The following is a 26,172-nucleotide window of genomic DNA, read 5'->3' as shown; positions in this document are numbered from 1 at the left end:
GGCGAGGGGGCGGGTGCGGGGGTCTGGGTGGTAGGTTCTCGCGGTGGTGCTTAGGCTGTTGAGGTTTGTGGTGCCGGTGGCGGCCGCGGGTGCGGTGCTGCTGGCCGGTTGCGGTGCCGCTGAGGGCGGCTCGGATGAAGGGGATGTCAGCGTGGTGCAGATCAGTGACGGTGTCGAGGTGTCGGTGTCGGAGGACACGGGTGCGCGTCCGGTGGTGACGGTGCCGGGGGGTGCGGCTCCTGCGGGGCTGTTCGTCCACGACGTGGTGGAGGGTTCGGGTGCGGAGGCGGTGGCCGGGGATGCGGTCGCGGTCCAGTACGCGGGGTTCAACTGGTCGAACGGCAAGGAGTTCGACGCGTCGTGGAACCGTGGGGCGCAGCCGTTCACGGTGTCGCCGCTGGGTTCGGCGCCGGTGATCCAGGGCTGGAACGACGGGCTGGCGGGTGCGCAGGTCGGTGACCGGCGCCTGATCGTGATCCCGCCGGAGCTGGGGTACGGTGCGGCGGGTGCGGGCGGTGTGATCGGCCCGAACGAGACGCTGGTGTTCGTGGTCGACGTGGTGTCGATCAACGGCAAGTCGTAGTCGCGGTTTTCGGAGGGGCCGTCCCGGTGGGGCGGCCCCTCCGGTGTGTTCAGCCTCCGGCGATGGAGGGGAGGATCTGGATCTCGCGGCCGTCGAGGGGGGTGTCGAGTCCTTGGAGGCGGCGGGACTCCTCGTCGCCGATGTAGACGTTGACGAAGCGGCGCAGGCGCCCGGACTCGTCGCGCAGGCGGCGGCCGAGGCGTGGGTGGGCGGCGGCGACGGCGTCGAGGAGGTCGGCGAGGGTGGCGTGCTCGTCGAGGTCGACGGTGAGGTGGCGGGCGCCGCCGCACTCGGAGGCGAGTGCGGCGGGGATCTTGACGTCGGTGCTCATGCGGTGACCATGGCGCGGACGCAGAGGACGTCGGGCAGGTGGGCGGCGACCTGGTGCCAGTGGCCGTCGTCGGCGGCGGCCCAGACGTCGCCGCAGCGGGTGCCGAAGTACCAGCCAGGGTCGGCGGGGTCGCCGTCGGTGCAGGCGCCGTCGCGCATGACGGTGCCGTAGTAGTTCTCGTCGGGCAGGCCGTGGGCCCAGGAGGTCCAGTTCTCGCCGTTGTCGGTGGTGCGCCAGGCGGCGATGCGGGCGTTCGGCGGGGTGCGGTCCATGGCTTCGCCGACGGGCCAGGCGAGGACGGTGCCGGGCCGGGTGGGGTGGGCGACCATGGCGAACCCGAAGTTGGTGGGGAGGGTGGCGGAGATGTTCGTCCAGCCGCCGTCGGGTCGGTCGGCGCGGTAGGCGGGGCCGTGGCTCTGGGCGAAGAGGGTGCCGGCGGCGTCGCGGGTGACCTTGTGGATGCACTGGCCGGATTCGGGGGCCTCGTCGGGTCCGTAGTCGACGGTGATGCCCTTGGTGATGCCGTTCCAGGTGGCGCCGTCGTCGGTGGTCTGGTAGATGCCGCCGGAGGAGATGGCGACGGTGAGCTTCCCGGGTTCGCCGGGGTGGGTGACGATGGTGTGGACGGCGGGTCCGCCGGCGCCGGAGGCCCAGGTGGTGTGCTGGGGGTGGTCCCAGAGGGCCTGGTTGAAGGTGAAGGTGCGGCCGGCGTCGTCGGAGGTCCAGAGGCTGGTGGGTTCGACGCCGGCCCAGACGCGGTCGCCGGGGCCGAAGGCGAGCTGCCAGACGCGTTTGACGGTGTTGGTCTCGGGGCTGTCGGGCTGGTCGATGCCGGCGGTCTCGGAGAAGTCGAGGGGCCGGTACGGGAGGTCCTGGGGGAAGGCCATGGGGGCGTGCTCGGGTTCGTCCCAGGTGCGGGCGGCGTCGTCGGAGCGCCAGATGGAGGGGCCGAAGAAGGTGGAGGCGCCGACGAGGACGCGGCCGGTGGCGGGGTCGCAGGCGGCGGCGTAGATCTCGGCGACGGCGGTGAAGCCGTCCTGGTCGAGTTTGGCGGGGCCGTCGACGGACCAGTGGACGCGGTCGTCGCTGGTGGCGGTGAACAGGCCCTTGCGGGTGCCGATGAGGACGAGGTAGGCCATGGCGGGCTCCTTTGCCGTGCGGTCGAGGCTGTGGTCCCCCATCGTCGCGCCCGGGTGTGACGTTTTCAGGCGGTTCCGCGGTTTCGGAGGTCGGCGGTGATGCGCGCGGCGGTCTGGTCGGGGGTGGCGCGGGTGTTGTCGACGACGGTGGTGGCGTCGGCGAGCCATTCGGTGAGGGCGGTCTCGTAGGGGTCGCGGTGGTCGAGGCGCCACTGGCGGGCGCCGGGTTCGTCGGTGTCGTGTTCGACGCGGTGGGTGAAGGTGTCGCGGTCGGTGTGGAGGGTGTAGGCGCGGACGGGGATGGCGTGGTGGGCGAAGCCGTCCATGAGTTCGGTCCAGTACTCGCGCTGGAGGACCGACTGCGGGATGACGAGGGTGCCGCCGGCGTGGTCGAGGACGTGGCGGGCGGTGGCGACGGTGAGGGCGCGCCAGGCCGGGAAGTCCTTGAAGTCGTCGTGGGGCAGGTCGCCGATGACGGATTCGAGGAGGGCGCCGACGTGTTCGGCGTCGAAGAGCCGTGCGGGGAGCGCGGTCTGGAGGAGTCGCGCGGTGGTGGTCTTGCCGGAGCCGAAGGTGCCGTTGAGCCAGACGATCATCCGGGGGAATCTAGCAGAGGCGGCGGTGGTTCGGTGGCCGTGATCGTGTTACGTTGCGGACAGCTGGGGCACCCTGGCCCCGACCCCGCCCGGTACTCCAGTAAGGACGAAGTGATGCGCGCTTCCCGTCTCGCCCTGTTCCTGTCCCCTGCCCTGCTCGTGGTCGCGACCGGCTGCGAGAGCTTGTCTGATGCGATCGACGACCTCCCGTCGGGGGGCGGGTCGGCGGCGCCGGCCGAGTTCGCGGACACGGCGCCGTTCTCGGTGACCGTCGATCCGGCGGTGCTGACCTCCGACATCGAGGCCCTGACGGTGGCCGAGGAGGAGAACGGCGGCTACGACCGGTCCCTGTTCCCGCACTGGAAGGACGACGACGGGAACGGGTGCGACGCCCGCGACGACGTGCTGGTGGCGCAGGACCGGTCGGGTGGGCTGACCGAGGCCGACTGCGATGCGGCGATGACCGGCGAGTGGGTGTCGATGTACGACGGCGAGACCGTCACCGAGTCCGGGGACATCGACATCGACCACTTCGTGCCGTTGAAGGAGGCGTGGGGTTCGGGGGCGGTGAACTGGACGACCGAGGACCGGCAGTCGTACGCGAACTGGCTGGGGAACTCGTGGCACCTCATCGCGGTGACCGCGTCCTCGAACCGGTCCAAGTCGGACCAGGACCCCGCGGAGTGGATGCCCGAAGATGAAAGTGTCTGGTGCGCTTACGTGTGGGCGTGGGTCGAGGTGAAGAAGGAGTGGTCGCTGACCGTGGATGAGGCGGAGCGGACGGCGCTGCTCGACGTCGCCGCCGGCTGCTAGCCGAACGCGAGCGGTACGAGGCCGAGGCGGGTCGCCTCGGCCTTTTCGCTGGGCGGGAACGGGTCCCGGCCGGTGGCTTTGGCGATGAACGCGACCGGGTCCCCGCCGAGGGCCGCCAGCGCGGTGGTGTGGCCGGGTCCGAGGAGGAGGCGGGTGAGGGTGTGGCGGGCGTCGGGGGTGGTCCAGCGGGGGGTGCCGAGGGCGTCGGCGAGGTCGATGCCGTGGACGGCGGTCTCGACGACGCGGGTGGTGAGGAAGTCGGTGAGGGTCATGTGGTCGCCGTGGCGGGTGGTGACGCGGCGGCCGGGGGGTTGGGTGGCGCAGCGGGCGAGGACGCGGGCGGCGGTGGTGGTGAAGGCGGCGGCGATGCCGGGCCCGGCGTCGCGTGCGGCCGAGGTGGCGGTGTCGACGCGGGTGGTGTTGGCGGCGTTGGAGTAGCGGTGGTCGGGGGTGAAGTAGCCGGCGGCGGTGACGGTGGCCGCGGGCGGTTCGGGGGCGTCGAGCATGGGGTCGAGGCGGGCGAGGGCGCCGGTGACGTGGGCGGTGAGTGCGGCGGCGTCCCATGGGGTGCAGCGGGTGGGGGTGTCCCAGGCGGTGACGGTGTCGAGGGCCTGTGCCATGCGGGCGGTCTCGGCGGCGAGCGCGGTGAGGGGCGGCGGTGGCATCATGGGGCCTGATCATATTCCCCTGTCGACGGGAGTTCTCGATGTCGCATCCGCTCGCTTCGTACGCCGCGGTGGTCCGTCCGGTGGTGGACCGGTTGCATGTGGGGGTGCGGCACGCGTCGCGCCCGGCGGTGCGGGAGTTGTACGCGCCGTTGGGGCTGCTGCCGGGGTTGGAGATCAATCTGCTGTACGCGATGCTGGACCATCCGGTGCCGGAGGCGGCGGTGGCGGCGCGGATGGTGTACCTGCCGTTCGCGGCGGGTGCGGAGGAGGCGCGGGGTCTGGCGGTGCGGTCGGGCGGGTCGTGGGATTGGACCGAGCGGGGCCGGGAGCTGGCGGTGGGGGTGGAGGGGGCGCTGGCCGCGGCGGCGGAGGCGCTGTGGTCGTTCACGCCTTCGCCGGCGCTGGCGGGGGTGTCGGCGGTGGAGGCGGCGCTGCCGCTGGTGGGCCGGCTGCTGGAGGCCGGGGCGGCCAGAGGGGGCCCGGTGTTCGCGGCGTTCACGCCGACGTGGGAGGCGCCTGGGGCCTCGGCGGCGGGGCTGCTGGTGTCGCGGTTGGAGGCGCTGCGCCATCACCGGGCGGACGCGCACCGGGCGGCGTGGGCGGCGGCGGGCCTGTCGGTCGACGAGGTCGTGGCGCTGGAGTCGGGGCCGATGTGGGAGCAGGTGGAGGCGGAGACGAACCGTCTCGATGCGCCGATCTACGAGGCGCTGGACGCGCGGGAGCGGCTGGTGCTGCTGGGCGCGCTCGGGGCGCTCGGGGACGGGCTACGGCCCGAATAGGGTCGACCGGCGCGGAGCGGGTAGGTTCGCTGCCATGACCGATGAGGCTTGGGAAGCGCGCTGCGCGGCGCTGTGGGAGCGGCTCGACGCGATGGGCCGCGAGGAGTTCGTGCAGGCCATGAAGGACCTCGCGGCCGAGTGCGGCGACGAGGCCGTGGGCCTGTTCGAGGTCGGCGGCGCGCACGACTCGACCGGGTTCACCGAGGACGCGGTCGGCTACTACGAGCGGGCCGTGGCCGCGGGCCTGTCGGGGGTGCGGCGGCGCCGCGTGTCGATCCAGATGGCGTCCTCCCTCCGCGAGACCGGCCGGCCCGCCGAGGCCCTGGCGGTGATCGCGGACGAGCGGGCGCGCGGCTCGGACGCCTACGACGGGGCGCTGGCGATGTGCGAGGCGCTGACGCTGGCGAAGCTGGGACGCGACCGGGAGGGCCTGTCGGTGGCGTTGACGGCGCTGGCGCCGCACCTGCCGCGGTACCAGCGGTCGACGGTGAACTACGCGCGGGGCCTGGTCGGCCTGGACCCGGTGGCGTGACGCGGCCCCGGGAGGTCAGGGGCGGGTCAGGCGCAGGGCCAGCGCGGTCCTGTCGGCTTCGGTTCCGGCGGGGATGCGGGCGATCTGGAACCCGTACTCGGTGTAGGCGTCCAGGTGGACCTGTGCGAACGCGCGGGCCTCGGGGAGGCTGATGCGCCGCACCGCTGTCGGGGTGAGCGTGTCGAGGAGGTCGACGAAGAGGACCGTCGGCGCGTAGTCGGCGGCGGCGCGGTCGAGTTCTGCGGCGAGGACGGGGCCGACGGGGTGGCCGAGGAAGCGGGCCAGCGCGAGCGTGCAGACCGGGGACCGGTCGAAGTACTGGTCGGGGCCCGGGAGGCGGTCGGCGTCGTGTCGGCGGTCGCGTTGGAGGGCGGCGGTGGCCTCGCAGAATCCGGGGTCGGTCCAGGGTCTGGGGTCGCCGGCGGCCTGGGCGGTGCGGATGAGGTCGGTGGCGGCTTCGGCGACGACGGTGCGCCCGGTGCGGGCGAGGCGGTCGGCGATGGTGGTCTTGCCGGCGCCGGGGGCGCCGGTGAGGATGTGGCGGCGCACAGGCGGCCCCTTCACAGGTCGGCGGCGGTGGTGACGGTGATGCGGTCGGCCGGGTCGAGGTGGCGGGCGAGGCGGGCGGCGGCGGTGCGGTAGAGGTCGGCGGCGGCCCGGCAGGCGGTGTCGTGGGGGGCGGGGGCCAGGCCGGTCGCGGTGTCCCACGCCCGGGCCCAGGCGGGGCCCTCGGTGCGGGCGAGGGCGTCCCAGAGGTCGTTCTCGGAGCCGTAGAGGAGCCGGTTCGCGGCGGCCATGGGGACGGCGAGCGCGAGCGCGAGGATGAGCCGGTTCGCGGCGGCGGCCCGGGCGCGCCCGAGGGCGAGCATGCCGTGGACCTTGTGGACCTCCTCGGCGAGGCCGACGAGTTCGCCGGCGGCCCACTCGTCGGGGCGCTCGACCTCGTCCCAGGTCCAGGCGTGCGCGTGTTCCTGGAGGTCGTGGAGGATCCCGTCGGGGTCGGCCAGGAGCCGGGCGGTGCGCCAGGCGGGGACGGCGGCGCCGGCCTCCCTTGGTCGGGTCAGGGCCGCGGCGAGGTCGGCGGGAGTCTTGCGGGTGAGGGTGACCATGCGGCCTTCGACGTGCAGGACGCGGGTGCCGGGGTCCGTGCGGGCGGCGGCGATGAGGTCGATGTCGGAGTGGGGGTGGTCGGTGCCGGTGGCGACCGAGCCGACGAGGGCCACGGCCAGGGCGTCGGGTTCGGCCGCGGCGGTCCGGGCGGCGATGGCGAGGGCGCGGTCGCGGTGGTGCACCAGCGGAGTATGGCGGCTCGAGCGGATGCGGGTCGAGTCGTTTTCCCGGCGGCGGGCGCTAGGCGACGGACTTGTAGTAGGCGATCTTGCCCAGGAGGTAGTCGCGTTTGGCGACGAGGTCGGCCATGCGGGCGTCGACGGCGGTCCGGTGGTCCTCCAGGAGGGCGATGCGCTCGGCGATGGTGTGGTCGCCGTCGCGGACGAGGGTCGCGAAGCGGTGCATCTGCTCCACGGGCATGCCGGTGTCGCGCAGGCACTTGAGGACGCCGAGCCATTCGAGGTGCTCGTCGTTGAAGCGGCGCTGGCCGGTGGCGGTGCGGGCGATGTCGCCGATGAGGCCGATGCGCTCGTAGTAGCGGAGGGTGTCCATGGTGAAGCCGGAGCGGCGCGCGCACTCCCCGATCGTGTAAGCGTCGGCCGTTGAGGTGGTGTCCACGCCCTCCGAGGATAGTCGCCGCCCCCGCCGGGGTGGGGCACGGGCACTGGCCTGCGGGTTTGCGTTGGAGTCCACTCCAGGTCCTAGCGTCGTCGGGGTAGGGAACGACGAGAGGGGACCGCTGTGGAGCGGATCGCATTGGGACCGGACGCCGTGGGCGTGTCGCGGCTGTGCCTGGGGGCGATGGCCCTGGGCACGCAGCAGGACGAGGAGCTGAGCTTCGCGATCCTGGACCGGTTCGTGGAACTGGGCGGGAACTTCATCGACACCGCCAACTGCTACATGTTCTGGGAGGGCGACGGCACCGGGGACCGGTCGGAGCTGCTGCTGGGCCGGTGGTTCGCCGCCCGCGGGAACCGGGACGAGGTGGTGCTGGCGACGAAGGCCGGGCGCCGGCCGACGTTCTTCGGCGGGGGCATGGACCACTCCGAGCCGCTGTCGCGGGAGCGGATCGGGGCCGCGCTGGACGAGTCGCTGGCGCGGCTGGGCACCGACCGGGTGGACCTGTTCTGGGCCCACCGCGACGACCGGGACACGCCCCTGGAGGCGACCGTCGCCGGGTTCGACGACGCGGTGCGGGCCGGGAAGGCCCGCATGGTCGGGGCCTCGAACTACACCGCGTGGCGCGTCGAGCGGGCGCGCGGCGTCGCAGCGGCGTCGGGTGCGGCGGCCTATACGGCGATGCAGAACCGGTACTCGTACCTGAAGCCGCGTCCGGGGGCGGTCCTGCCCGAGGGCGGGCACGTGCACGCCGCGGTGGAGGACCTCGACTACCTGGCGCACACGCCGGGGACGGCGCTGCTGGCGTACTCCTCGCTCCTGTCGGGCGCGTACGTGAAGAAGCCCCTGGGCGAGCACTACGCCCACCCGGGGACCGACGCGCGGCTCGCGGTGCTCGACGAGGTCGCCGCCGAGACCGGGGCGACCCGCAACCAGGTGGTGCTGGCGTGGCTGTGCGCGCACGAGGCGCCGATCGTCCCCCTGGTGGGGGTGTCGTCGGTCGCGCAGCTGGAGGAGGCCGTCGCCGGGGTCGCGCTCAAGCTGGAGGCCGGGCAGCTCGCCCGCATGCACGCCGCCGCCTAGCGCGGGGGTCTTCAGCCGAGGAAGGAGAGCCGGACGGTCCGGTCGGGGTTGTCGCGGTTGGTGTCCACCAGGAGCACCGACTGCCACGTGCCCAGGGCGAGCCGTCCGGACACCACCGGGAGCGTCGCGTGCGGGGCGACCAGGCCGGGCAGGACGTGGTCGCGGCCGTGCCCGATCGACCCGTGCTGGTGGCGCCACCGGTCGGTGCGCGGCAGCAGGTCCCCGAGCGCGTCGAGGAGGTCCTCGTCGGACCCCGCGCCGGTCTCGATCACCGCGATCCCGGCCGTCGCGTGGGGCACGAACACGTTCAGCAGGCCCTCGCGGGCGCCGATCGAGGACAGGAAGCCCTCGCAGTCGCCGGTGAGGTTGCGGACGCACTCGCGCCGTCCGGTGTGGACCTCGAGGGTCGTGGTGTGGAACGCCGCGCTCATGGGGGCGATCCTCCCACGGCGGGCCGGGCCCGGCCGGAGCGGGCGCGGGCCGGATCGCGGTGCGGTCGTGGCATGTCGGCCCCGTCGTCTAGGGTGGGGCCATGGCAGGCAGCGGGGCGGGCAAGTCGTCGGCAGGCAAGTCGTTGGCGGGCACGTCGTTGTCGGGCATCGACTGGAGCGACCGCACCGTCGTCGTCTCCCCCAACGCCGACCCGTACCGGGCCTATCTGGACTCCCTCGGCTCGGCCGAGTCCCGGCGCACCATGCGCGGGTGCCTCGACCGCATCGCCCAGCTCCTGTCCGGCGACGCCGACACCACCGGCGAGGGCCAGCCCTGGCACCTGCTGCGCTACGAGCACACCTCCCGGCTGCGCGCGGCCATGATCGACGCCGGCTGGTCGGGCGCGTACGTCAACAAGCACCTCGCGGCCCTGCGCCGCGTCCTGAAGGAGGCGTGGCGGCTCGACCTCATGGCCGCCGACGACTACCAGCGCGCCTGCGACCTCCAACCGGTCAAGGCCACCCGGCTCCCGGTCGGCCAGCAGGTCGACGGCGAGGCCCTCGGCGCGGCCCTGTACGCGTGCGACGCCGACCCCGGGCCCGCCGGGGCCCGCGACGCCGCCGTCCTCGCCACCCTCTACTCCACCGGGTGCCGCAGGAGCGAGATCGCCTCGATGCGCCTGGCCGACTACGACGCCTCCGAGCGCGCCATCCGCATCGTCGGCAAGGGCAACAAGGAGCGCGCCGTCTACGTCACCGAGGCCGCCCAGGCCCGCATCGAGCGGTGGATGGCCGTGCGCGGCAACACCCCCGGGGCCCTGTTCTGCCCCATCAACAAGGCCGGGGCCCTCCGCAGGAGCGGGAACCAGCTCTCGGGCATGACCGGGCAGGCCATCGCCGACCTTCTGACGAAGCGGCTCGTGGAGGCCGGGCAGCGCCGACACACCCCCCACGACTTCCGCCGCACCTTCATCGGCGAGCTCCTCGACGCCGGCGTCGACCTCGCCATCACCCAGTCCCTGGTCGGCCACGCCTCCCCCGCCACCACCGCCCGCTACGACCGGCGCCCGGCCCGCCGCTCCCGCGAGGCCGTCGACCGCCTCCAGCTGCCCGAATCGTGATGTCGATTTCTGGCTAGCCGCGGCCGGCTCCAGGGGGCAAGCTGGTACCCATGGCCGATCTTCAGATCCTCGGCAACGAGGAGCAGCTCCAGGCAGCCGTCGCCGGACGCGACGCCCGCTTCGACGGCTGGGTGTTCCTGGCGGTCACCTCCACGCGCATCTACTGCCGGCCCTCCTGCCCGGCCGTCAAACCCAAGCGCGAGCACCAGCGGTTCTACGCCTCCGCGGCCGCCGCCCAGGACGCCGGGTACCGCGCGTGCAAGCGGTGCCGGCCCGACGCCTCCCCCGGGTCCCCGGCCTGGGACTGGCGCTCGGACGTGTGCGCGCGGGCGATGCGCCTCATCGGCGAGGGCGTGGTCGACCGCGAGGGCGCCGCCGGGCTCGCCCGGCGCCTGGGCTACTCCCTGCGCCAGTTGGAGCGGCTGCTGGTCGCCGAGGTCGGCGCCGGGCCCGCCGCCCTCGCCCGCGCCCAGCGGGCCCAGGTCGCCCGCACCCTCATCGAGAACACCGACCTGCCCATGGGCCAGGTCGCGTTCGCCGCCGGGTTCGCCTCCATCCGGGCGTTCAACCGCGTCGTCGCCGAGGTCTACGCCTGCTCCCCCACCGAGCTGCGCGCCAAGACCAGGACCCGGCCCGCGGGGGGCGGGGCGATCACCGTGCGCCTGGCCTACCGGGAGCCGTTCGAGCCCTCGAACCTGTTCGGGCACCTCGCCGCCGCGGCGGCCCCCGGCGTCGAGGAGTGGCGCGGCGGCGCCTACCGGCGCACCCTGCGCCTGCCCGGCGGGCCCGGCATCGCCGCCCTCACCCCCGGGCCCGGGTACGTCGAGGCCCGGCTGCGCGTCGCCGACCTGCGCGACGTCACCGCCGCCGTCGCCCGCTGCCGGCGCATGCTCGACCTCGACGCCGACCCGTGCGCGCCCGCCGAGGCGCTCGCCGGCGACGGCGTCCTCGGGCCCCTGGTCGCCAAGACCCCGGGCCGACGCGTCCCCCGCAAGGCCGACGCGCCCGAGTACGCCGTGCGCGCCGTCATCGGCCAGCAGGTCTCCACCGCGTCCGCGGCCACGATCGCCGCGCGCCTGGCCGAGCGGTACGGCGAGACCGTCGAGGACCCCGACGGCGGCCTGACGCGCCTGTTCCCCGACTCATCGGCCCTCGCCGAGGCCGACCCCGCGGACCTGCCGATGCCCGGCGGGCGCAAGCGCACCGTCCTGGCCCTCGCCGCGGCCCTCGCGGAGGGCCGCGTGGAGCTGGGGCCGGGCGCGGACTGGGCGGCCGCGCGCGAGCAGCTGGCCGCGGTCCCCGGCGTGGGGCCGTGGACGGTGGAGATGATCGCCATGCGCGCCCTGGGCGACCCCGACGCGTTCCCGCTCACCGACCTCGGCGTCGCCAAGGGGGCCGCGTCGCTCGGCCTCGGCGCCGGCAAGGCCCTGGAGGCCCGGTCGCAGTCGTGGCGGCCGTGGCGCGCCTACGCCGTCCAGTACCTGTGGGCGGCCACCGAGCACCCGACGAACCGGACCCCCGCGGGCCCGGCCCGCAACGACGACCAGACACGAGAGAAGGCGAGCGCATGATGCGCACCGATGCGCGGCACGTGAAGTTCGAGTCCCCGCTGGGGCTGATGGCGGTCTCGGCGGTCGAGGAGGGCCTGACGTACGTCCACATGGGCGTCGAGGAGATGAAGGACGCCTGGGGGCCCGAGGAGCCCACGCCGGTCCTGGCCGCCGCCGAGGAGCAGCTCCTGGCGTACTTCGCGGGCGAGCTGAAGGACTTCGACCTGCCGCTGGCGGCCGAGGGCACCGGGTTCCAGCACCGGGTGTGGGCCGAGCTGGTCCGCATCCCCTACGGCGAGACCTGGTCCTACCTGGACGTCGCCCAGAACCTGGGCGACCCGAAGGCGGTGCGGGCCGTCGGGCTCGCGAACGGGCGCAACCCGATCGCGATCGTCGTCCCCTGCCACCGGGTGATCGGCTCGAACGGGAAGCTCACCGGGTACGCCGGGGGCCTGTGGCGCAAGGAGTGGCTGCTGGGCCTGGAGCGCGGCGAGCCCGCGCTGTTCGCCTGATCAGATCAGGGTGACGGTGAGGCGCACCTCGACCGCGTCCTCGGTGACGATGATCGTCGCCGCGTAGCAGACCTCGTCGGTGCACCCGGCCGGGATGACGCCCGAGGCGGTCCCGGCCGGCGTCACGCCCGCCAGGAGCGGGGCGTCCATGCCGTTGCCGTCGATGAACTCCCCGAACGCCTCGGCCGGCACCGCGATCGTGGCCTCGGCCCGGTCGCCCGGCATGGGCGGCTGGGCCTGCGACAGGTCCGCGTCGATCACGTCGGTGCCGTCGGGGAGGGTCAGGTGCACGGCCTCCTCGACCGCGTCCGCGGAGGGCTGCGGGCCGCCTTCGAGCGCCCACGCGACGCCCCACACCGCGGCCAGGAGCCCGGCGAGGACCACCAGCAGCCACGCGGCGGCCGCGAGGGCGCGGCGCACGGTCGGAGCCGGCGGGGCCATGGCCGCGACCGGGCCCGGCTCCCGTTCGCTGGCGCGTGCCGCTCGCATCACAGGCCGCTGATCGACCCCGGGGCCCGCTCGGTGCGGGCCAGCGCCCGCACGAGCGCGGCCTGCCCGTGCCGGGCCGCCGCCAGGTGCGCCAGGAGCGCGGCGGCGGTCGCGAACGCCTCGTCGTCGAAACCGGGCGTGTCCAGGCCGGTGGAGTAGGCGAGGTCGTCGGCGTGGACGACGAGTTCGAGGATCCGGGTGGTCAGGAAGTGGTCGAGGCGCATCGCGTACGGCCAGCGCGTGTTCCCGGTGGTGTGCGCGGGGGCCAGGAGCGGGAGTTCGGCGGCGAGGCGCTGGAGGGCCGCGGAGGTCGCGGTGAGGACCGCGGCGTGCCCGGCCTGCGCGGCGTGTTCGCCGCCGTCGCGGATGGCGGTGTTGTAGTCGCCGGCGATGTCGGCGCCGACCCAGGGGGCCTGCCGGTAGTGGTCGTGGAGGCCGGTGACGGGTTTGCCGTCGTGGTCGGCGTCGAGGGCGGCGGTGACGGCGGTGATCTGCTGGGCGAGGTGGGCGGCGAGGCCGCCGACGGTGAACCCTTCGAGGGCGGAGGGCTCGGTCCACTGGTCGGCGACGGCGTCGTCGGCGACGAGCGCGAGGCCGGTCGCGGCGGCGGCGAGGTACTGGTGCCTGGTGTCGGTCATGGTGCCCTTCCCGCTACTGCATGGAGACGTGGACGTGGTTGGTGTGGTCGCCGGCGGGGGTGCCGTCCTGCCCGGAGTAGGAGCGCCAGCCGCCGCCGGAGGACCAGAACTGGCGGTACCAGATGACGTACTCGACGCCGAGGGCGTCGGCGTTGTTGACGTACCAGGCGGCGAGCTGGTCGCCGTAGGCCTTGTCGTCGCCGGAGGCGTCGGCGTCCTGGAAGCCGGAGGCGTCGGCGGCCCAGTCGCAGGCGCGGCCGAGGGGGTGCTCGCCGGAGCCGCCGGAGCGGTAGCAGGACACGTAGTGGTCGAAGCCGGCGTCCTTGGTCTCGTAGTACATGTTGAGGGTGCGGGGGGTGAGGCACCCGGAGGTGGTGGGGTCGTCCTCGGTGCAGCCGCCGTCGCCGCCGTTGTAGTCCCCGGCGCCGGGGGCGCCGCCGTCGCCGGAGGGCCCGGCGGCCTCTTCGGCGCGCAGTTCGTCGAGCTGCTCTTCGAGGTCCTCTTGGGCTTGCTCGGCGTCCTCGAGGGCGGCGGCGGCTTCGGCGACGGTGTCGGCGTGGGCGGCCTGCTCGGCTTCGAGCTGGGTGAGGATCTCGCCGGCGTCGGCGAGGAGGGCGGCGCGCTCCTGGCCGAGGAACCCGGTGAAGGTCATGGCGTCGATGAGGTCCTGGGTGTCCTCGGAGGAGAGGATCGCGTTGGTCTGCTGGAGGTCGCCTTCGGTGTGGAGGTAGAGGGCGTAGTCGTTGAGGTCGGTCTGGAGTTCGGCCAGGCGCGCCTGGGTCTCGGTGATCTGGGCGGCGAGCTCGGCGGCGCGGGCGTCGGCGTCGTCGACGGCCGCTTGGGCGTCGTTGACGGCGGCGATGGCGGCGGTGAGGTCGGCTTCGAGGGTCTCCTCGTCGGGTTCGGCGGCCGCGGGTGCGGGCAGGAGCGCGAGGAGCGCGACGAGGAGGAGGACGGAGAGGATCTTGTGTCGCACGGGTGGAGGTCAGCCCTTCCGGCGGATCGGGCGCGGCTCGTGGTCGGTGGGGTGGCCGCGCGGCAGGTTTACAGGTCGAGGTCGATCACGAGGGGTGCGTGGTCGGAGGCGCCCTTGCCTTTGCGTTCGTTGCGGTCGACGTAGGCGTCGGTGACGGCGGCGGCGAACGCGGGGTTGGCGAGCGCGAGGTCGATGCGCAGGCCGCGGTTCTTGGGGAAGTCGAGGTTGCGGTAGTCCCAGAACGTGAACGGCTGGTCGTATTTGAGGGCGCGGGGGAAGACGTCGGCGAGGCCGGCGGCCTTGACGGCGGTGAGGGCGTCGCGTTCGTCGGTGGTGACGTGGGTGGTGCCGGTCCACTCCTCGACGTCCCAGATGTCGTCGTCGGTGGGGCAGATGTTGTAGTCGCCCATGGCGGCGAAGGGGAGGTCCCCGGCGGCGTCGGTCGCGGCGTCGGCGGCGAGGGCCTGGAGGAACGCGAGCTTGTACGGGAAGTGCGGGTCGGCGGTGTCGCGGCCGTTGGGGATGTAGAGGGTCTGGACGCGGACGGGCCCGCAGGTGGCGGTGAGGGCGCGCGCCTCGGTCTCGTCGGCGAAATCGGGCTGGCCGGCGATGCCCTGGCGGACGTCGGTCAGGCCGACGCGGGAGAGGATCGCGACGCCGTTCCAGCGGCCGGTGCCCCAGGCGGCGGTCTCGTACCCGGCGGCGGTGAACGCCTCGACGGGGACGTCGGCGGTGGCGCATTTGAGCTCTTGGAGGCACACGACGTCGGGTTCGGCCGCGGCGAGCCAGGCCAGGACCCGCTCGAGGCGGGCTTTGAGCGAGTTGATGTTCCAGGTGGCCACGCGCATGCGCCTCACCCTACCTGGCTGCGGTGCGTGATCGGGCGGACCGGGGGTGCGCGGGTGCGGTTCAGGTCGCCGCTGGGGCTTTCGTCACCGTTGCCGGGGCGGGGGCGGCGGTGGTGTCGGGGCGGGGGCCGACGGCGGCGGCGAGGAGGCCGAAGCCGAGGGCGGCGGTGAAGCCGGGGATGGCCATCCCGGAGTCGTTGACGAGGCCGCCGATGACGGCGACGGTGGTGAGGCCGACGACGGCGGCGGCGACGGGGTCGGTGCGGACGGGGGCGCGGGTGCGCCAGATGAGGACGGCGGCCAGGAGTGCGGCGAAGGAGATGAACGCCATGGACTCGTCGATGGTGCCGAGGGCGGCGCGGGCCTTGCGGATGAGGATGAGCTGCGCGGAGCCGTCGAGGACGGAGCCGACGAACCGGCCCAGGTGGGTCTGGTCCTCTTCGGGGCGCAGGTAGTCGAGGACGCCGCCGACGGCGAACACGGTGAAGGCGATGCCGCCGGCGAGGGCGACCGAGCCGATGGACAGGCGCCGGCCCCACAGTTTCAGGCAGCAGAGGATCCCGGCGGCGACGAGGGTGAGGGTGCCGCCCATGTCGCGCCCGAGCATGGGGGCGCCGACGATGACGACGGCGCACACGCCGATGGCGAGGGGCCCCCACACGCGGGTGCGGCCCCGCCAGGGGATGAAGCACACCAGGAGGATGACGGCGGCGGCGAAGACGCTGAAGGCGTAGTTGCCCAGGCCGGTGAAGCGGGCCCCGGCCTGCGCGGTGTAGCCCATGGGGGTGTGGAGGGGCCAGGTGGCGCCGGAGATCTGGTCGACGGCGATGAGGCCGGCGCAGGTCCCGGCGATGAGGAGGATCGGACGGACGCCGGTGCGGGTCCACGGGAGGGACACGGCCGTGGTGAGGACGATCATGCCGGCGGCGATGAGGGCCCAGAACGCGAGCTTGGGGTGGTCGGCGCGCCACCACGGGGGGATGCCGGCGGCGACTCCGGCGACCGGGACCGTGGAGAACGCCAGGCACACGGTGCGGGCGGTGCGCCGGAAGCGGTCACGTCCGGCGGCGTAGTGGGCGGCGGTGAGCATCGCGGCGACGCCGACGAACGAGAGCGTCCAGTAGAAGTAGGGGGAGACGTCGGCGACCGCGGCGGCGGCGGCGGTCTCGTCGGTGCCCTTGGCGACGGCGCCGGCCGCGGTGTGCCCGGGGTCGGGGCGGACGGTGACGGGCGCGCCGGCGACGGTGGCGGGGATGTCGGCGCCGACGACGGCGAGCGCCGTCGCGGTCAGGTCGGTGAGCTGGATGTACCCGTCGCGGCCGGTGGTGGAGGAGGTGAGTTCGCCGGCCTCGACCCCGGGCCCGGTATAGAGGACGGGGTGGAGCGAGGAGGGGGCGGCGGCGTCGCTGACGCCGGCGACGATGAGCCGCCAGTCCTCGGGCAGGGCGTCGCGGACGGCCCCGACGGCGGTGTCGGCGTCGCGGGCGGCGGCGGTGCGGACGGGGTCGGTGTCGGGGGTGATCTCCCCGGCGTCCTCGGCGCCGCTGGTCTCCTCGGTGCCGACCTCGGTGTCGTCCTCGCCGAGCTGGTCGTAGTCGGTGCCGGTGTCGGGGGCGCGGTCGGCGGTGTCGCCGACGACGACACCGGGGTCGACGATGACGACGTCGCAGGCGTCCATGGCGTCCGGCAGGGACTCCAGGCCCGGCGCCCAGTAGGCGATGCGGCCCTCGGTGTCGGCCGCGGCGAGCGCGGCGCCGTCGCCGATCGCGGCGACGCACGAGCCCGGGTTCGGTTCGGGGGCGGGTTCGCCGTCGGCTTCGGCCTCGGCGGCGGCGGTCTCCTGCTGGAGGGCGGCCTCGGCGAGCGCGTCGGCGAGGGACCCCAGGCGGGCCCCGTAGTTGAAGGCGCTGTTGGCCTCCACGAAGGCGTCCCAGCCTTCGACGGTCCAGCCGTCGCCGGTGCCGGCGGGGGCCTCGAGCTGGGACTGGGCCGAGCACTGGGCGTCGCGGGGGGCGGCGCCGCCGGCGCGCTCGCCGGCGCCGAGGCTGACCCACCCGGCCTCGGGGCACGTCCACGACCCGAGGGTGCGCACGCTCATCGCCGCGGAGGCGCCCTCGTCGGCGAGGTCCCACAGGTGCGGCGTGTCGGCCCGGTCGATGTCGGACCACTTCAGGCCGGGGACGCCGACGATGACGATCCCGGCGGCCTCGGGTTCGGCGGCGGCCTGGGCGGGCTGCGGCAGGGCCAGCGCCGCGGCCGCCGCGGCCAGGCCGGCCACGGCCCAGCGCACCCGTGAACCGCCCCTGGGCACTCGCCGCCGACCCGCCACCTGTGTCATGCCCCGTAGTCTATGGGGTCCTCGCGTCCGGTCCGGGTCCGTCCCGCACGGTCCGTGCCGCGGCCCTCGCGCCGCTGCCGGGGGGCGTCGGCGGGGCGCGTTAGGGTGGGCGCATGCGCACCATCGCCACCGCCAACGTCAACGGAGTCCGGGCCGCCGCCAAGAAGGGCCTGGTCGACTGGCTCGCGAACGTGGAAGCGGACGTGGTGCTGCTCCAGGAGGTCCGCGCCGACGAGTCGCAGGTCCCCGCGGACGTGGCCGCGGCGGGAGGCTGGCACTGGCTCGTCGCCCCCTCGCTGACGGCGAAGGGCCGCGCGGGCGTGGCGGTCCTCACCCGCGAGGCGCCGGAGGCGTCGCGGATCGGGTTCGGGTCGACCGAGTTCGACGGCGCCGGACGCTACGCCGAGGTCGACCTCCCGGGGTTGACGGTCGCGTCCCTGTACCTGCCCTCCGGTGAGGCCGAGACGCCCCGGCAGGAGGAGAAGGAGCGGTTCATGGCCGCGTTCGCCGACTACCTCGTTGACGCCGCCAAGACCGCCGCCGGCGAGGGCCGGGAGTACCTGGTGTGCGGGGACTGGAACATCGCCCACGCCGAACCGGACCTGAAGAACTGGCGGGCGAACCGCAAGACCGCCGGGTTCCTGCCCCAGGAGCGCGCCTGGCTCACCGACGTGTACGGGCCCCGCGGGTTCGTCGACGTGGTGCGGGCCCTGCACCCGGGCGTCGACGGCCCCTACTCGTGGTGGTCCTACCGGGGCCGGGCCTTCGACAACGACGCCGGCTGGCGCATCGACCTGCACGTGGCCACCGCCGGACTCGCCGCCACGGCCACGAAGGCGTGGGTCGACCGGGCCGCCACCCACGATCAGCGCTGGTCCGACCACGCCCCGGTCCTGGTCACCTACGACCACTAGCGGGGCCCGCTGGCGGCCGCCCCGGGCGGGCGGGCACCATTGGTACGCGTGAGCCTCATCGACTACCTGCCCGGGACCGACCGACCCGAACCCGACGACGTGTACGCCGCCTTCGCCCAGTGGGCCGAGGACGCCGGGATCGTCCTGTACGAGCACCAGGAGGAGGCGCTCCTGGCGATCTGCACCGGCCAGAACGTCGTCGTGGCCACCCCCACCGGGTCGGGCAAGTCGCTCATCGCCGCCGCCGCGCACTTCAACGCGCTCGCCAACCAGCGGACCTCGTTCTACACCGCGCCGATCAAGGCCCTGGTGTCGGAGAAGTTCTTCGAGCTGTGCGAGCAGTTCGGGCACGAGAACGTCGGCATGCTCACCGGCGACGCCGCCGTCAACCCCGACGCGCCCCTCATCTGCTGCACCGCCGAGATCCTCGCCAACCTCGCCCTGCGCGAGGGCGCGGCCCTGGACTGCGACTCGGTGGTCGCCGACGAGTTCCACTTCTACGCCGAACCCGACCGCGGCTGGGCCTGGCAGGTCCCGCTCCTGGAGCTGCACCGCGCCCAGTTCACGCTCATGTCCGCGACCCTCGGCGACACGGCGTTCTTCGAACAGGACCTGACCCGCCGCACCGGCCGCGAGACCGCCCTGGTCGCCTCCGCGACCCGGCCCGTCCCCCTCCACTACGACTACCGCAAGACCCCCCTGCACGAGACCGTGGAGATCCTCGTCCGCAATGAGCAGGCACCCGCTTATATCGTGCACTTCACGCAGGCCGCCGCGTTGGAGACCGCGCAGGCCCTCGCCTCGCTCAACCTCGTCGACAAGGAGCGGAAGGCCGCGATCTCGGCCGCCCTGGGCGGGTTCCGGTTCACCACGAAGTTCGGGCAGACCCTCGCCCGCCTGGTGCGCGCTGGCATCGGCGTCCACCACGCCGGGATGCTCCCCAAGTACCGGCGCCTGGTCGAGCGCCTCGCCCAGCAGGGCCTGCTCAAGATCATCTGCGGCACCGACACGCTCGGCGTCGGCATCAACGTCCCGATCCGCACCGTGGTCTTCACGGGCCTGACGAAGTACGACGGGCGCCGCACCCGCCGCCTGCGCGCCCGTGAGTTCCACCAGATCGCCGGCCGCGCCGGCCGGGCCGGGTTCGACACCGAGGGGTTCGTGGTCTGCCAGGCCCCCGAGCACGTGATCGAGAACGAGAAGGCCATGCAGAAGTTCGGCCTCGACCCCAAGAAGCGCAAGAAGATGGCGAAGAAGAAGCCCCCCGAGGGCTTCGTCGGCTGGTCCGAGGAGACGTTCACCGGCCTGTCCGAGGCCGCCCCCGAGCCCTTGACGTCTCGCATGCGCATGACGCACGCGATGCTCATCAACCTCCTGGGCCGCGGCGGCGACACGTTCAACCACGTGCGCACCCTCATCGAGGACTCCCACGCCGACCGCCCCACCCAGTTGAAGATGGCCCGCACCGCCCTCACCATCGCCCGGACCCTGCGCGACGCCGGGATCATCGTCATCGACGGCGGCACCGTGAAGCTCACCGTGGACCTGCCCGACCACTTCGCGCTCAACCAGCCGCTCGCCCCGTTCGCGCTGGCGGCCCTGGAGCTCCTCGACGCGGAGTCCGACGAGTACGCGATGGACGTCGTGTCGATCGTGGAGGCGACCCTGGAGGGCCCGGGGCAGATCCTGGCCGCCCAGCGCAGCAAGGCCAAGGGCGAGGCGATCAACGCGATGAAGGCCGACGGGCTCGACTACTACGACCGCATGAACCAGCTCGAGGACGCCGAGGTCGACTACCCCAAGCCGCTCGCCGAGCTGCTGGAGGAGGCGTTCGGGGCGTACAAGGCGAGCCACCCGTGGGCCGCGGACTACCAGCTCGAACCGAAGTCGATCCTCCGCGAGATCTGGGAGGGCCGCATGAGCTTCGGGGAGTACATCGCCCTGTACGGGCTCCCGCGCGCCGAGGGCCTGCTGCTGCGCTACCTCTCCAGCGCGTACAAGGCGCTGGTGCAGACCCTGCCCGAGGACACCGGCGGGGCCGAACTCGATGACCTGACGGCGTGGCTGGGCGAGACGATCCGCCAGACCGACTCCTCGCTCATCAACGAGTGGGAGCAGTTGACGAACCCGGCCGACGACGACGGGGACCTGGACACGGGTCGGCCGGCGCGGGCGTTCACCGACAACGAGCGGGCGTTCACGATCGCGGTGCGCAACGCCGCGTTCCGCCACGTCGAACTCGCCGCCGCCGACCGCCCCGAAGCCCTCGCCGCCCTCGACACCGGCTGGCCGGTGTCGCGCTGGGACACGGCCCTGGAGACCTATTTCGCCGCGCACGACGACATCGGCACCACCGGCGACGCCCGCGGCGCCGGCTTCCTCGACATCGCCAAGGACGGCCGCACCTGGACGGTCCGCCAGACCATCGACGACCCGGCCGGCGACCGCGACTGGGCGATGGTCTTCACCGTCGACCTCGACGCCTCCGACGAGACCGGCACCGTGGTCATGGCGGTACAGGACTTCTCCGACCGGCCCTGAGTCGGGTCCGTTGCGGCACTGCGGTGCCTTCGCGGAACGCCGGGTCGTGCCGGTCTTCGACCGCGCGGTCGGCGTCCGCGGGCACCGCGGGTCCTCGGCGACCGCGCCGGCCGGAACGAGCGCGGGCACCGCGGCGGCGAGACCGGGGCCTGCCCGTCGAACGCGCGGGCCGCCCCGCTCCTCGGCACGGCGGCCCGAACCCGCTGCACCCCGCCGGGGCCGGCGCGCCGGTAGGCTCCCTTGCGTGCCCCCGCTCCTGACCTCGGCCCGGTTCCCGTTGCGCGCCAGATGGATCGTCCTGCTCTCGGCCGCTCTCCTCGCGCTGGCCGCCGTGTTCTGGGGCGACCTGCGGGACGCCGCCCTCGGGGTCGCCCCGGCCTCCACCGACCGCACCGACTGGGATGCCGCCGACCTCGCCGCCGCGCCCGCGGCGGCCGACCCGGCCGCACTGGCCGACGGCATCGACGACCTCGCGGTCGCGCGCACGGCGCGCCTCACCGCCGGCGCCGCGGTCCTCGACCTGGTGTGGGAGCCCGGTCTCGCGGTGACGGCGGTCCGCGTCGAGACCTACGAGGACGGCCTCGGGTCCGGGGTGCGTCTCGCGGTCGCCGCCGACACCCTGACCGAGGGCGGGCCGCACTGCCTGAACGCGCGCCTGACCACGGGCGACGGGCCCGCGCTCCTCCAGTCGTGCGTGCGCGGCGACCGGCACGAGCCTCCTGGAGCGGCGTTCCTCGGCGAGGAGGAGGCGGATCGCTGGCGGCCCGACCACCTCTTCATCACCCAGACCGCGAACCTCGACCCGGCCGGCGACGCGCCGCGGGAGCCCCTGGTCGACTACTTCGGTCTGGGGTCCGACACCGGGAACGCCTACGACTCGGGTCTGTGGGGCCCGAACTCGTGGTGGCCCCAGCACGCCCCGCCGCCCGAGTGCGCCACCGCACCCGGTCTCATGCTGCGCCTGGACGACCTCCACCTCACCGACCGCTACGCCGACCCGGACGAGCACACCCGCGCCGCCGAGACCGTGCCGGCCGCCGCGCCCGCGTACCCGGCCGAGGACCGGCTCCTGCTGCCCGCCTGTATCCCGGTCGGCGCCGACCTGCTCCACGACGCCGTCGCGATCCTGCCGTTCACCGACCCCGGGCCGGTGCCCTTCGCCCGGTGGGCCCAGTTCAACGCCGCGAGCGCTGATCCGCAGCCGCTGCGCACCGCGGTCGCCGTCGATGTGCGCACCTGCGAGGCCGACCGCATCGACCGGTGCTCCAGCAGCAGCGCCGAGGACTACCCGCTCGTCGCCGCCGACTGGATGGCCGAACTCCTGGACCGCTGACCGGCCCCGCCGGCCGCCGCCCGGCCGGTGCCGCCAGCGGGTGCCGTGTTCGAGACCGTCGGCCCGCAGCCGAGGACCGGCCGGTGCTTCCGGGTGGGGGCCTGAGAGAATCCTCGGCGTGCTCGAGGACCCCTGCCACTCCCCCATCGGCTCGCCCGTCCGTGCGGCGACCGCGCTGGTCCACAACACCGGGAATCAGGCGACGGGCGGGATCTGGCAGGTCACCGGGCCCGGCGGGGCCGCCGTCCTCAAGCACCTGACGCCCGGCGGGGCCGGGCGCGGGGGCTGGGAGGCGTCGGCGGATCCGCGGCACTGGAACTACTGGCGGCGCGAGCACGCCGCGTACACGAGCGGGTTCGCCGCCGGGTACGGCCGCGACACCGGGATCGGGGCGCCCGCGCTCATGGCGGCCGGGGAGCGCCCCGACGGGAGCCTCGAACTGTGGCTCGAGAAGGTCGAGGGCACCCCGGGCACGGGCCTGGGCGTCGACGACCTCGCCGAGTTCGCCCGCCGCCTCGGCGCCGCCCAGGGCCGCCCGCACCGCGAGGAGGCGTGGCATTCGCGCCGGTTCCTGCGCTCCTACGCGGGCCGCCGCGACTTCGGGGACGTCGACTGGGACCACTCGGCCGCCGCCGCGCACTGGCCCGCGGACCTCCGCAACGGCTTGCGCGCCATGTGGGAGCGGCGCACGGACCTGTTCGCGCTCGCCGAGGCCGCCCCGCAGACCCTCTGCCACCTCGACGTGTGGCCCATGAACCTCTACCGCCGCCCCGACGGCGATTTCGCCCTGTTCGACTGGGCGTTCACCGGCACCGGCGCGATCGGCGAGGACCTCGCGAACCTCATCCCGGACGCGTTCCTCGACGGGCACCAGGACGTCGCCCTCCTCGCCGACGCCGAGACCGCCCTCACCGGCGCCTACCTCGAAGGCCTGGCCGAGGCCGGGCACCGGGACGAGGCCGGGGTGCGAAAAGCCGTCGCGGCCGCGGGGGCCGCGAAGTACTGTTGGCTCGCCTCGATGATGCTCGGGCGCCTGGCCGCCGGGCAGGGCGTCGGCAGCAGCGACTACGACGCCGGCGCCGACCTGGACGTCCTGGCCCGGCGCCGCCCGATCTTGGCGATGCTCGTCCGCTGGGCCCGCACCGCCCTCGACACCTGAAAGCCCGCGCATGCCCGTCACCGTCACCGCCCAGTACGCGATCCCCGACGCCGAGCTGCACTGGCGCTTCTCCCGCTCCTCGGGCCCGGGCGGGCAGGGCGTCAACACCACCGACTCCCGCGTCGAACTCGTCTTCGACCTCGCCGCCACCCGGGTGTTCCCGCCCGCCCTGCGCGAACGCGCCCTCGCCCGCCTCGAATCCAGGCTCGTGGACGGCACGCTCGTGATCGCCGCCTCCGAGTTCCGGTCCCAGCTGCGCAACCGGGAGGCCGCCGCCGAGCGCCTCGGTGAGGCCCTGCGCCGCGCCATCGCCGCCCCGCCCCCGCCCCGCCGCGCCACCAAGCCGTCCCGGGGCCAGAAGCGGCGCCGCCTGGAGGACAAGAAGCGCCGCGGCGAGGTCAAGCGCGGCCGCCGCGACACCGGGGACTGAGTCGCACCCGTATGGGATCGTGGACCCCATGACGACCGCCGCCCACCTGGCCAAGACCGCCCTCGCCAACCCCGGCACGACCGCCGACGGCACGACCTACGCCGTCGCCGGGGCCGTGTACGCGTCCCTCGACGCGGACCGGACCGTCCACTTGCGCCTGCCGGAGGCGGACGCCGACGACCTGGTGCGCCAGGAGGCCGAGGCCGAACGGACCGGTGACGGGGCGCGGGTGCCGGTGGCCGGGATCGGCGGGCAGGCCCTCAACCACTGGGTGCGCCGCGCCTGGCTCGCCGCCGCACCCGCCGGCCTCGCCGCGCAGGCGGCCGCGGCCGACCGGGCCGGGTCCGGGGAGGTCGGGACCTCCCCGCGGCGATCGGCCGGCCCGCGACCCGGGCGCTGGCGAACGCGGGGATCACCACGCTCGCCCAGGTCGCGGCGCTCACCGACCGGGAGCTGGGGGCGCTGCACGGGGTGGGCCCGAAGGCGGTCCGGCTGCTGCGCGAGGCCGCGGGGTCCTAGGCGCCCGACGCGCCGGCCGCGTGGGGTCCTGTCGCCTGGAGCTGTGGTCGTTCGAAGCGCTAGTCGCCCATGGTGATGACGACGTTCCCGCGCGCGTGGTGGGTGTACATGTGCGCCACCGCGGCCGGGGTCTCCTCCAGGGGGTAGACGCGGTCGATCACCGGCGTCACCGCGCCGGAGGTGACGAGCGCGGCGACCTCGGCGAGGCGGTCGGGCGTGAAGTTCCCGTCCACCGACCGCACGGTGGTGCGCGTGGCCATGCCGCGCAGGTTCGCCCCGGCCATGGTCGCGAGCCCGGCGAGGAGCCCGCCGGTGTTGCCGATGCTGTTGGGCAGGTACACCCCGCCCGGGGCGAGGGCGCGGAACGATCGCCGGGGCGGGTGGTTGAGGACGTTGTCGAGGATCGCGTCGTACTGGTCGGGCCCGGCCGTGAAGTCGCGCTCGGTGTAGTCGATCGCCTCGTCGGCGCCCAGGTCGCGCACCAGGTCGAGGTTCCGCGGCCCGCACACGGCCGTCACGTGCGCGCCGCGGTGCTTGGCGATCTGCACCGCGAACGTCCCCACGCCCCCGGACGCGCCGTTGACCAGCAGCCGCGTCCCCGGCCCGGTCGGGAACGCGTCGACCGCGGCCGCCCGGGCCGTCAGCCCCGACATGACGCACGCGGCCGCGTCGGTGAACGCCAGCGCCTCCGGTTTCGCGATGAGCCGGTCGGCGGCGGTCACCGTGTACTCCGCGAACGTCCCGGCCGTGGCGAACCCCGACCCCCACTTGGTGCCGAACACCGCGTCCCCCAGGGCGAACGCGGTGACGCCCTCGCCCAGGGCCGCGACCGTGCCGGCGATGTCGGTGCCGCGCACCGCGCCCTCGGCGCGGGCGGCCAGGCGCAGCGCGTACGGGACGCCGGCGACGGCGATCCAGTCGGGCGTGTTCACGCTGGTGGCCCGGAGCCGGACGAGGACCTCGCCGGGGCCCGGGACGGGCCGGTCGGTGTCGGTGACGCGGAGGACCTGCTCGGGCGGGCCGAACCGGTCCTGGACGACGGCTTTCATGGGGACTCCTCACAGGGGTGGGAGTCCCACGCTAGTCCCCAAGGGACCGCCCGCGCCTCGGCCGACCGGCCGACGCGCGACGGACGCTAAGCGTTCTCGGGCAGCGGGAGCCCGAAGTCGGGGGTGCCGTCCTCGCGCCAGGTGAAGGGCTGCACGCGGCAGTGCCGGTCGGGGTTGTCGAGCGGGTCCCCGGCGACCTCCTCGTACGCGCGGGCGTGGAAGACCAGGAGGTCCCGCCCGTCCTCGCCGACGGTGAACGCGTTGTGCCCCGGCCCGTAGATCCCGTGCGCGGCACTGGTGCCGAACACCGGGACCGGGCTCTTCGACCACGACGCGGCATCGAGCAGGTCCGCGTCCGCGTCGGCGGTCAGCAGCCCCACGCAGTACTCCGCGCCCGTCCCCGAAGCGGAGTAGGTGAGGAACACTCTCCCGTTGCGCACCAGCGCGTACGGGCCCTCGTTGACGGCGAACCGGACGGTCTCCCAGTCCAGTTCGGGCCGCGAGATCTCGACCGGGTCGCCCGCGAGCGTCCACGGGTCGGCCAGCTCGGCGAGGTACAGGCTCGTGTTCGAACCGGCCAGGCCCGGGTCGTGCTGCGCCCAGCACAGGTACCGGCGGCCTCCGTGCGCGAACGTGGTGGCGTCCAGGGAGAACGAGTCGACCGGGGTCGCGATCCGCCCCTTCTCGGTCCACTCCCCGGCCAGCGGGTCCTCGCTCAGGTTCTCCAGGACGTACATGCGAATCCGCCACACGTCCCCGGTCGCCGTGTCGGCCTCCCCGGCCGCGAAGTACACGTACCAGCCGCCGCCGATCCGGTGCAGTTCGGGCGCCCAGATGTGCGAGCCCATCGCGCCCTCGGCGTGCCGCACCCAGATCGTGGACTCCTCGGCCGTGCGCAGCCCGTCGAGGGTGGCCGCGGTGCGCAGGACGATCCGGTCGTACGCGGGGACCGTCGCGGTGAAGTAGTACCGGCCGCCGTGCCGCAGGATCTGCGGGTCGGCGCGCTCGCGGATGAAGGGGTTCGGGAACGCGGCGCCGCTGCCCCGAATCAGATTGTTATCGGTCACAACAC

28 protein-coding genes are annotated in these 26,172 nt (G+C 74.3%); 13 read left to right on the top strand and 15 right to left on the bottom strand.

The annotated features are described in order from the left end of the window. Positions 1–184: 184 nt before the first annotated feature. The gene (locus BLS99_RS27330) at positions 185–583 is read left to right on the top strand and encodes an FKBP-type peptidyl-prolyl cis-trans isomerase (protein ID WP_091047749.1); all 399 of its coding nucleotides are present in this window, start codon (positions 185–187) and stop codon (positions 581–583) included. A 49-nt stretch (positions 584–632) separates the two neighbouring features. Here the strand turns inward: BLS99_RS27330 and BLS99_RS06890 are convergent, their stop codons facing one another. The 3 genes from BLS99_RS06890 to BLS99_RS06880 form a co-directional block, all read right to left on the bottom strand. After that, entirely contained in the window at positions 633–914 is a 282-nt protein-coding gene (locus BLS99_RS06890; protein WP_091045861.1) for a MoaD/ThiS family protein, read from the bottom strand. After that, on the bottom strand, positions 911–2,053 hold the full coding sequence (locus tag BLS99_RS06885) for a beta propeller repeat protein (protein ID WP_091045858.1): 1,143 nt from the start codon (positions 2,051–2,053) through the stop codon (positions 911–913). The genes BLS99_RS06890 and BLS99_RS06885 overlap by 4 nt, the downstream gene beginning before the upstream one ends. A 65-nt stretch (positions 2,054–2,118) precedes the next feature. Continuing rightward, positions 2,119–2,649: an AAA family ATPase gene (locus BLS99_RS06880; protein ID WP_091045856.1), complete on the bottom strand. Its 531-nt coding sequence runs from the start codon at positions 2,647–2,649 to the stop codon at positions 2,119–2,121. A gap of 114 nt (positions 2,650–2,763) precedes the next feature. Here BLS99_RS06880 and BLS99_RS06875 point away from each other — a divergent pair, with 114 nt between their 5' ends. Then, entirely contained in the window at positions 2,764–3,462 is a 699-nt protein-coding gene (locus tag BLS99_RS06875) for an HNH endonuclease family protein (RefSeq protein WP_091045854.1), read from the top strand. Here the strand turns inward: BLS99_RS06875 and BLS99_RS06870 are convergent. Beyond that, complete coding sequence (locus BLS99_RS06870) at positions 3,459–4,130, bottom strand: maleylpyruvate isomerase N-terminal domain-containing protein (protein ID WP_091045851.1); 672 nt, start codon at positions 4,128–4,130, stop codon at positions 3,459–3,461. The two genes, BLS99_RS06875 and BLS99_RS06870, sit on opposite strands and share 4 nt — an antisense overlap. Positions 4,131–4,168: 38 nt before the next feature. Here BLS99_RS06870 and BLS99_RS26070 point away from each other — a divergent pair, with 38 nt between their 5' ends. After that, a complete protein-coding gene (locus BLS99_RS26070; protein ID WP_091045849.1) occupies positions 4,169–4,909 on the top strand; it encodes a hypothetical protein in 741 nt (246 codons plus the stop codon). A 34-nt stretch (positions 4,910–4,943) separates the two neighbouring features. Continuing rightward, positions 4,944–5,441 carry a tetratricopeptide repeat protein gene (locus tag BLS99_RS06860; RefSeq protein ID WP_091045847.1) on the top strand — a complete coding sequence of 166 codons (498 nt, stop codon included), beginning with the start codon at positions 4,944–4,946 and terminating at the stop codon, positions 5,439–5,441. 15 nt (positions 5,442–5,456) lie between these two features. On the opposite strand, the gene BLS99_RS06855 is transcribed toward BLS99_RS06860, so the two are convergent. Genes BLS99_RS06855 through BLS99_RS06845 form a run of 3 tightly spaced genes read right to left on the bottom strand, consistent with a single transcriptional unit; the run spans position 5,457 to position 7,169 of the window. Beyond that, positions 5,457–5,990, bottom strand: a complete 534-nt coding sequence (locus BLS99_RS06855; protein ID WP_091045844.1) for an AAA family ATPase — start codon at positions 5,988–5,990, stop codon at positions 5,457–5,459. Positions 5,991–6,001: 11 nt separating this feature from the next. After that, positions 6,002–6,733, bottom strand: a complete 732-nt coding sequence (locus BLS99_RS06850; protein WP_091045842.1) for a nucleotidyltransferase domain-containing protein — start codon at positions 6,731–6,733, stop codon at positions 6,002–6,004. A gap of 58 nt (positions 6,734–6,791) precedes the next feature. Further along, on the bottom strand, positions 6,792–7,169 hold the full coding sequence (locus BLS99_RS06845; RefSeq protein ID WP_245712177.1) for a MerR family transcriptional regulator: 378 nt from the start codon (positions 7,167–7,169) through the stop codon (positions 6,792–6,794). Between the two features lie 123 nt (positions 7,170–7,292). On the opposite strand from BLS99_RS06845, the gene BLS99_RS06840 reads away from it, so the two are divergent. Next, positions 7,293–8,252, top strand: coding sequence for an aldo/keto reductase (locus tag BLS99_RS06840; RefSeq protein ID WP_245712176.1), 960 nt, complete (start codon positions 7,293–7,295; stop codon positions 8,250–8,252). Between the two features lie 11 nt (positions 8,253–8,263). On the opposite strand, the gene BLS99_RS06835 is transcribed toward BLS99_RS06840, so the two are convergent. Continuing rightward, positions 8,264–8,683, bottom strand: a complete 420-nt coding sequence (locus tag BLS99_RS06835; protein WP_091045838.1) for a secondary thiamine-phosphate synthase enzyme YjbQ — start codon at positions 8,681–8,683, stop codon at positions 8,264–8,266. Between the two features lie 101 nt (positions 8,684–8,784). On the opposite strand from BLS99_RS06835, the gene BLS99_RS06830 reads away from it, so the two are divergent. The 3 genes from BLS99_RS06830 (at position 8,785) to BLS99_RS06820 (ending at position 11,866) form a co-directional block, all read left to right on the top strand. Then, positions 8,785–9,804 (top strand): tyrosine-type recombinase/integrase, encoded by a 1,020-nt coding sequence (locus BLS99_RS06830; protein ID WP_091045835.1) that lies wholly within the window; start codon positions 8,785–8,787, stop codon positions 9,802–9,804. 65 nt (positions 9,805–9,869) lie between these two features. Then, a complete protein-coding gene (locus BLS99_RS06825; protein ID WP_425432606.1) occupies positions 9,870–11,375 on the top strand; it encodes a DNA-3-methyladenine glycosylase 2 family protein in 1,506 nt (501 codons plus the stop codon). After that, positions 11,372–11,866, top strand: coding sequence for a methylated-DNA--[protein]-cysteine S-methyltransferase (locus BLS99_RS06820; protein ID WP_281243542.1), 495 nt, complete (start codon positions 11,372–11,374; stop codon positions 11,864–11,866). Before BLS99_RS06825 ends, BLS99_RS06820 begins: the two co-directional genes overlap by 4 nt. Here BLS99_RS06820 and BLS99_RS06815 read toward each other — a convergent pair whose 3' ends face one another. From BLS99_RS06815 to BLS99_RS06795, 5 genes are all read right to left on the bottom strand, one after another. Then, complete coding sequence (locus tag BLS99_RS06815) at positions 11,867–12,355, bottom strand: hypothetical protein (RefSeq protein ID WP_143034709.1); 489 nt, start codon at positions 12,353–12,355, stop codon at positions 11,867–11,869. Continuing rightward, positions 12,355–12,993: a maleylpyruvate isomerase N-terminal domain-containing protein gene (locus tag BLS99_RS06810; protein ID WP_091045826.1), complete on the bottom strand. Its 639-nt coding sequence runs from the start codon at positions 12,991–12,993 to the stop codon at positions 12,355–12,357. The genes BLS99_RS06815 and BLS99_RS06810 overlap by 1 nt, the downstream gene beginning before the upstream one ends. Before the next feature lie 13 nt (positions 12,994–13,006). Beyond that, the gene (locus tag BLS99_RS06805) at positions 13,007–13,969 is read right to left on the bottom strand and encodes a coiled-coil domain-containing protein (RefSeq protein ID WP_091045822.1); all 963 of its coding nucleotides are present in this window, start codon (positions 13,967–13,969) and stop codon (positions 13,007–13,009) included. A gap of 68 nt (positions 13,970–14,037) precedes the next feature. After that, positions 14,038–14,817 (bottom strand): exodeoxyribonuclease III, encoded by a 780-nt coding sequence (locus tag BLS99_RS06800; protein WP_091045819.1) that lies wholly within the window; start codon positions 14,815–14,817, stop codon positions 14,038–14,040. Positions 14,818–14,878: 61 nt separating this feature from the next. Further along, positions 14,879–17,155, bottom strand: a complete 2,277-nt coding sequence (locus BLS99_RS06795; RefSeq protein WP_143034708.1) for a hypothetical protein — start codon at positions 17,153–17,155, stop codon at positions 14,879–14,881. A 113-nt stretch (positions 17,156–17,268) separates the two neighbouring features. Here BLS99_RS06795 and BLS99_RS06790 point away from each other — a divergent pair, with 113 nt between their 5' ends. The 5 genes from BLS99_RS06790 to arfB all read left to right on the top strand — a co-directional run bounded on the left by BLS99_RS06790 (position 17,269) and on the right by arfB (position 23,532). Continuing rightward, on the top strand, positions 17,269–18,069 hold the full coding sequence (locus BLS99_RS06790; RefSeq protein WP_091045813.1) for an exodeoxyribonuclease III: 801 nt from the start codon (positions 17,269–17,271) through the stop codon (positions 18,067–18,069). A 39-nt stretch (positions 18,070–18,108) separates the two neighbouring features. After that, the gene (locus tag BLS99_RS06785; RefSeq protein ID WP_091045809.1) at positions 18,109–20,610 is read left to right on the top strand and encodes a DUF3516 domain-containing protein; all 2,502 of its coding nucleotides are present in this window, start codon (positions 18,109–18,111) and stop codon (positions 20,608–20,610) included. A gap of 244 nt (positions 20,611–20,854) precedes the next feature. Beyond that, positions 20,855–21,943, top strand: a complete 1,089-nt coding sequence (locus tag BLS99_RS06780; RefSeq protein WP_091045805.1) for a hypothetical protein — start codon at positions 20,855–20,857, stop codon at positions 21,941–21,943. A gap of 118 nt (positions 21,944–22,061) precedes the next feature. Next, positions 22,062–23,102 carry an aminoglycoside phosphotransferase/kinase family protein gene (locus tag BLS99_RS06775; RefSeq protein ID WP_091045801.1) on the top strand — a complete coding sequence of 347 codons (1,041 nt, stop codon included), beginning with the start codon at positions 22,062–22,064 and terminating at the stop codon, positions 23,100–23,102. 10 nt (positions 23,103–23,112) lie between these two features. Then, complete coding sequence (arfB, locus tag BLS99_RS06770; RefSeq protein ID WP_091045798.1) at positions 23,113–23,532, top strand: alternative ribosome rescue aminoacyl-tRNA hydrolase ArfB; 420 nt, start codon at positions 23,113–23,115, stop codon at positions 23,530–23,532. Between the two features lie 578 nt (positions 23,533–24,110). On the opposite strand, the gene BLS99_RS06760 is transcribed toward arfB, so the two are convergent. Then, a complete protein-coding gene (locus BLS99_RS06760; RefSeq protein ID WP_091045794.1) occupies positions 24,111–25,100 on the bottom strand; it encodes an NAD(P)-dependent alcohol dehydrogenase in 990 nt (329 codons plus the stop codon). Between the two features lie 86 nt (positions 25,101–25,186). Next, positions 25,187–26,167, bottom strand: a complete 981-nt coding sequence (locus tag BLS99_RS06755; RefSeq protein ID WP_218126323.1) for a glycoside hydrolase family 43 protein — start codon at positions 26,165–26,167, stop codon at positions 25,187–25,189. Between the last annotated feature and the right edge of the window lie 5 nt (positions 26,168–26,172).

The sequence above is a fragment of the Glycomyces sambucus genome (genome assembly GCF_900102815.1).
In the GTDB taxonomy this organism is placed as follows: domain Bacteria; phylum Actinomycetota; class Actinomycetes; order Mycobacteriales; family Micromonosporaceae; genus Glycomyces; species Glycomyces sambucus.
Note: the sequence above shows the minus strand (reverse complement) of the source record. Positions and strands in the feature narration are given on the sequence as shown.

What these genes read in the sequence shown, in the direction of transcription:
- BLS99_RS06760 (WP_091045794.1), bottom strand. Translation starts at nt 25,100, where the DNA reads ATGAAAGCCGTCGTCCAGGACCGGTTCGGCCCGCCCGAGCAGGTCCTC.
- BLS99_RS06875 (WP_091045854.1), top strand. Translation starts at nt 2,764, where the DNA reads ATGCGCGCTTCCCGTCTCGCCCTGTTCCTGTCCCCTGCCCTGCTCGTG.
- BLS99_RS06820 (WP_281243542.1), top strand. Translation starts at nt 11,372, where the DNA reads ATGATGCGCACCGATGCGCGGCACGTGAAGTTCGAGTCCCCGCTGGGG.
- BLS99_RS06880 (WP_091045856.1), bottom strand. Translation starts at nt 2,649, where the DNA reads ATGATCGTCTGGCTCAACGGCACCTTCGGCTCCGGCAAGACCACCACC.
- BLS99_RS06835 (WP_091045838.1), bottom strand. Translation starts at nt 8,683, where the DNA reads ATGAGCGCGGCGTTCCACACCACGACCCTCGAGGTCCACACCGGACGG.
- BLS99_RS06795 (WP_143034708.1), bottom strand. Translation starts at nt 17,155, where the DNA reads ATGACACAGGTGGCGGGTCGGCGGCGAGTGCCCAGGGGCGGTTCACGG.
- BLS99_RS06890 (WP_091045861.1), bottom strand. Translation starts at nt 914, where the DNA reads ATGAGCACCGACGTCAAGATCCCCGCCGCACTCGCCTCCGAGTGCGGC.
- BLS99_RS06870 (WP_091045851.1), bottom strand. Translation starts at nt 4,130, where the DNA reads ATGATGCCACCGCCGCCCCTCACCGCGCTCGCCGCCGAGACCGCCCGC.
- BLS99_RS26070 (WP_091045849.1), top strand. Translation starts at nt 4,169, where the DNA reads ATGTCGCATCCGCTCGCTTCGTACGCCGCGGTGGTCCGTCCGGTGGTG.
- BLS99_RS06815 (WP_143034709.1), bottom strand. Translation starts at nt 12,355, where the DNA reads ATGCGAGCGGCACGCGCCAGCGAACGGGAGCCGGGCCCGGTCGCGGCC.
- BLS99_RS06860 (WP_091045847.1), top strand. Translation starts at nt 4,944, where the DNA reads ATGACCGATGAGGCTTGGGAAGCGCGCTGCGCGGCGCTGTGGGAGCGG.
- BLS99_RS06800 (WP_091045819.1), bottom strand. Translation starts at nt 14,817, where the DNA reads ATGCGCGTGGCCACCTGGAACATCAACTCGCTCAAAGCCCGCCTCGAG.
- arfB (WP_091045798.1), top strand. Translation starts at nt 23,113, where the DNA reads ATGCCCGTCACCGTCACCGCCCAGTACGCGATCCCCGACGCCGAGCTG.
- BLS99_RS06810 (WP_091045826.1), bottom strand. Translation starts at nt 12,993, where the DNA reads ATGACCGACACCAGGCACCAGTACCTCGCCGCCGCCGCGACCGGCCTC.
- BLS99_RS06790 (WP_091045813.1), top strand. Translation starts at nt 17,269, where the DNA reads ATGCGCACCATCGCCACCGCCAACGTCAACGGAGTCCGGGCCGCCGCC.
- BLS99_RS06885 (WP_091045858.1), bottom strand. Translation starts at nt 2,053, where the DNA reads ATGGCCTACCTCGTCCTCATCGGCACCCGCAAGGGCCTGTTCACCGCC.
- BLS99_RS06830 (WP_091045835.1), top strand. Translation starts at nt 8,785, where the DNA reads ATGGCAGGCAGCGGGGCGGGCAAGTCGTCGGCAGGCAAGTCGTTGGCG.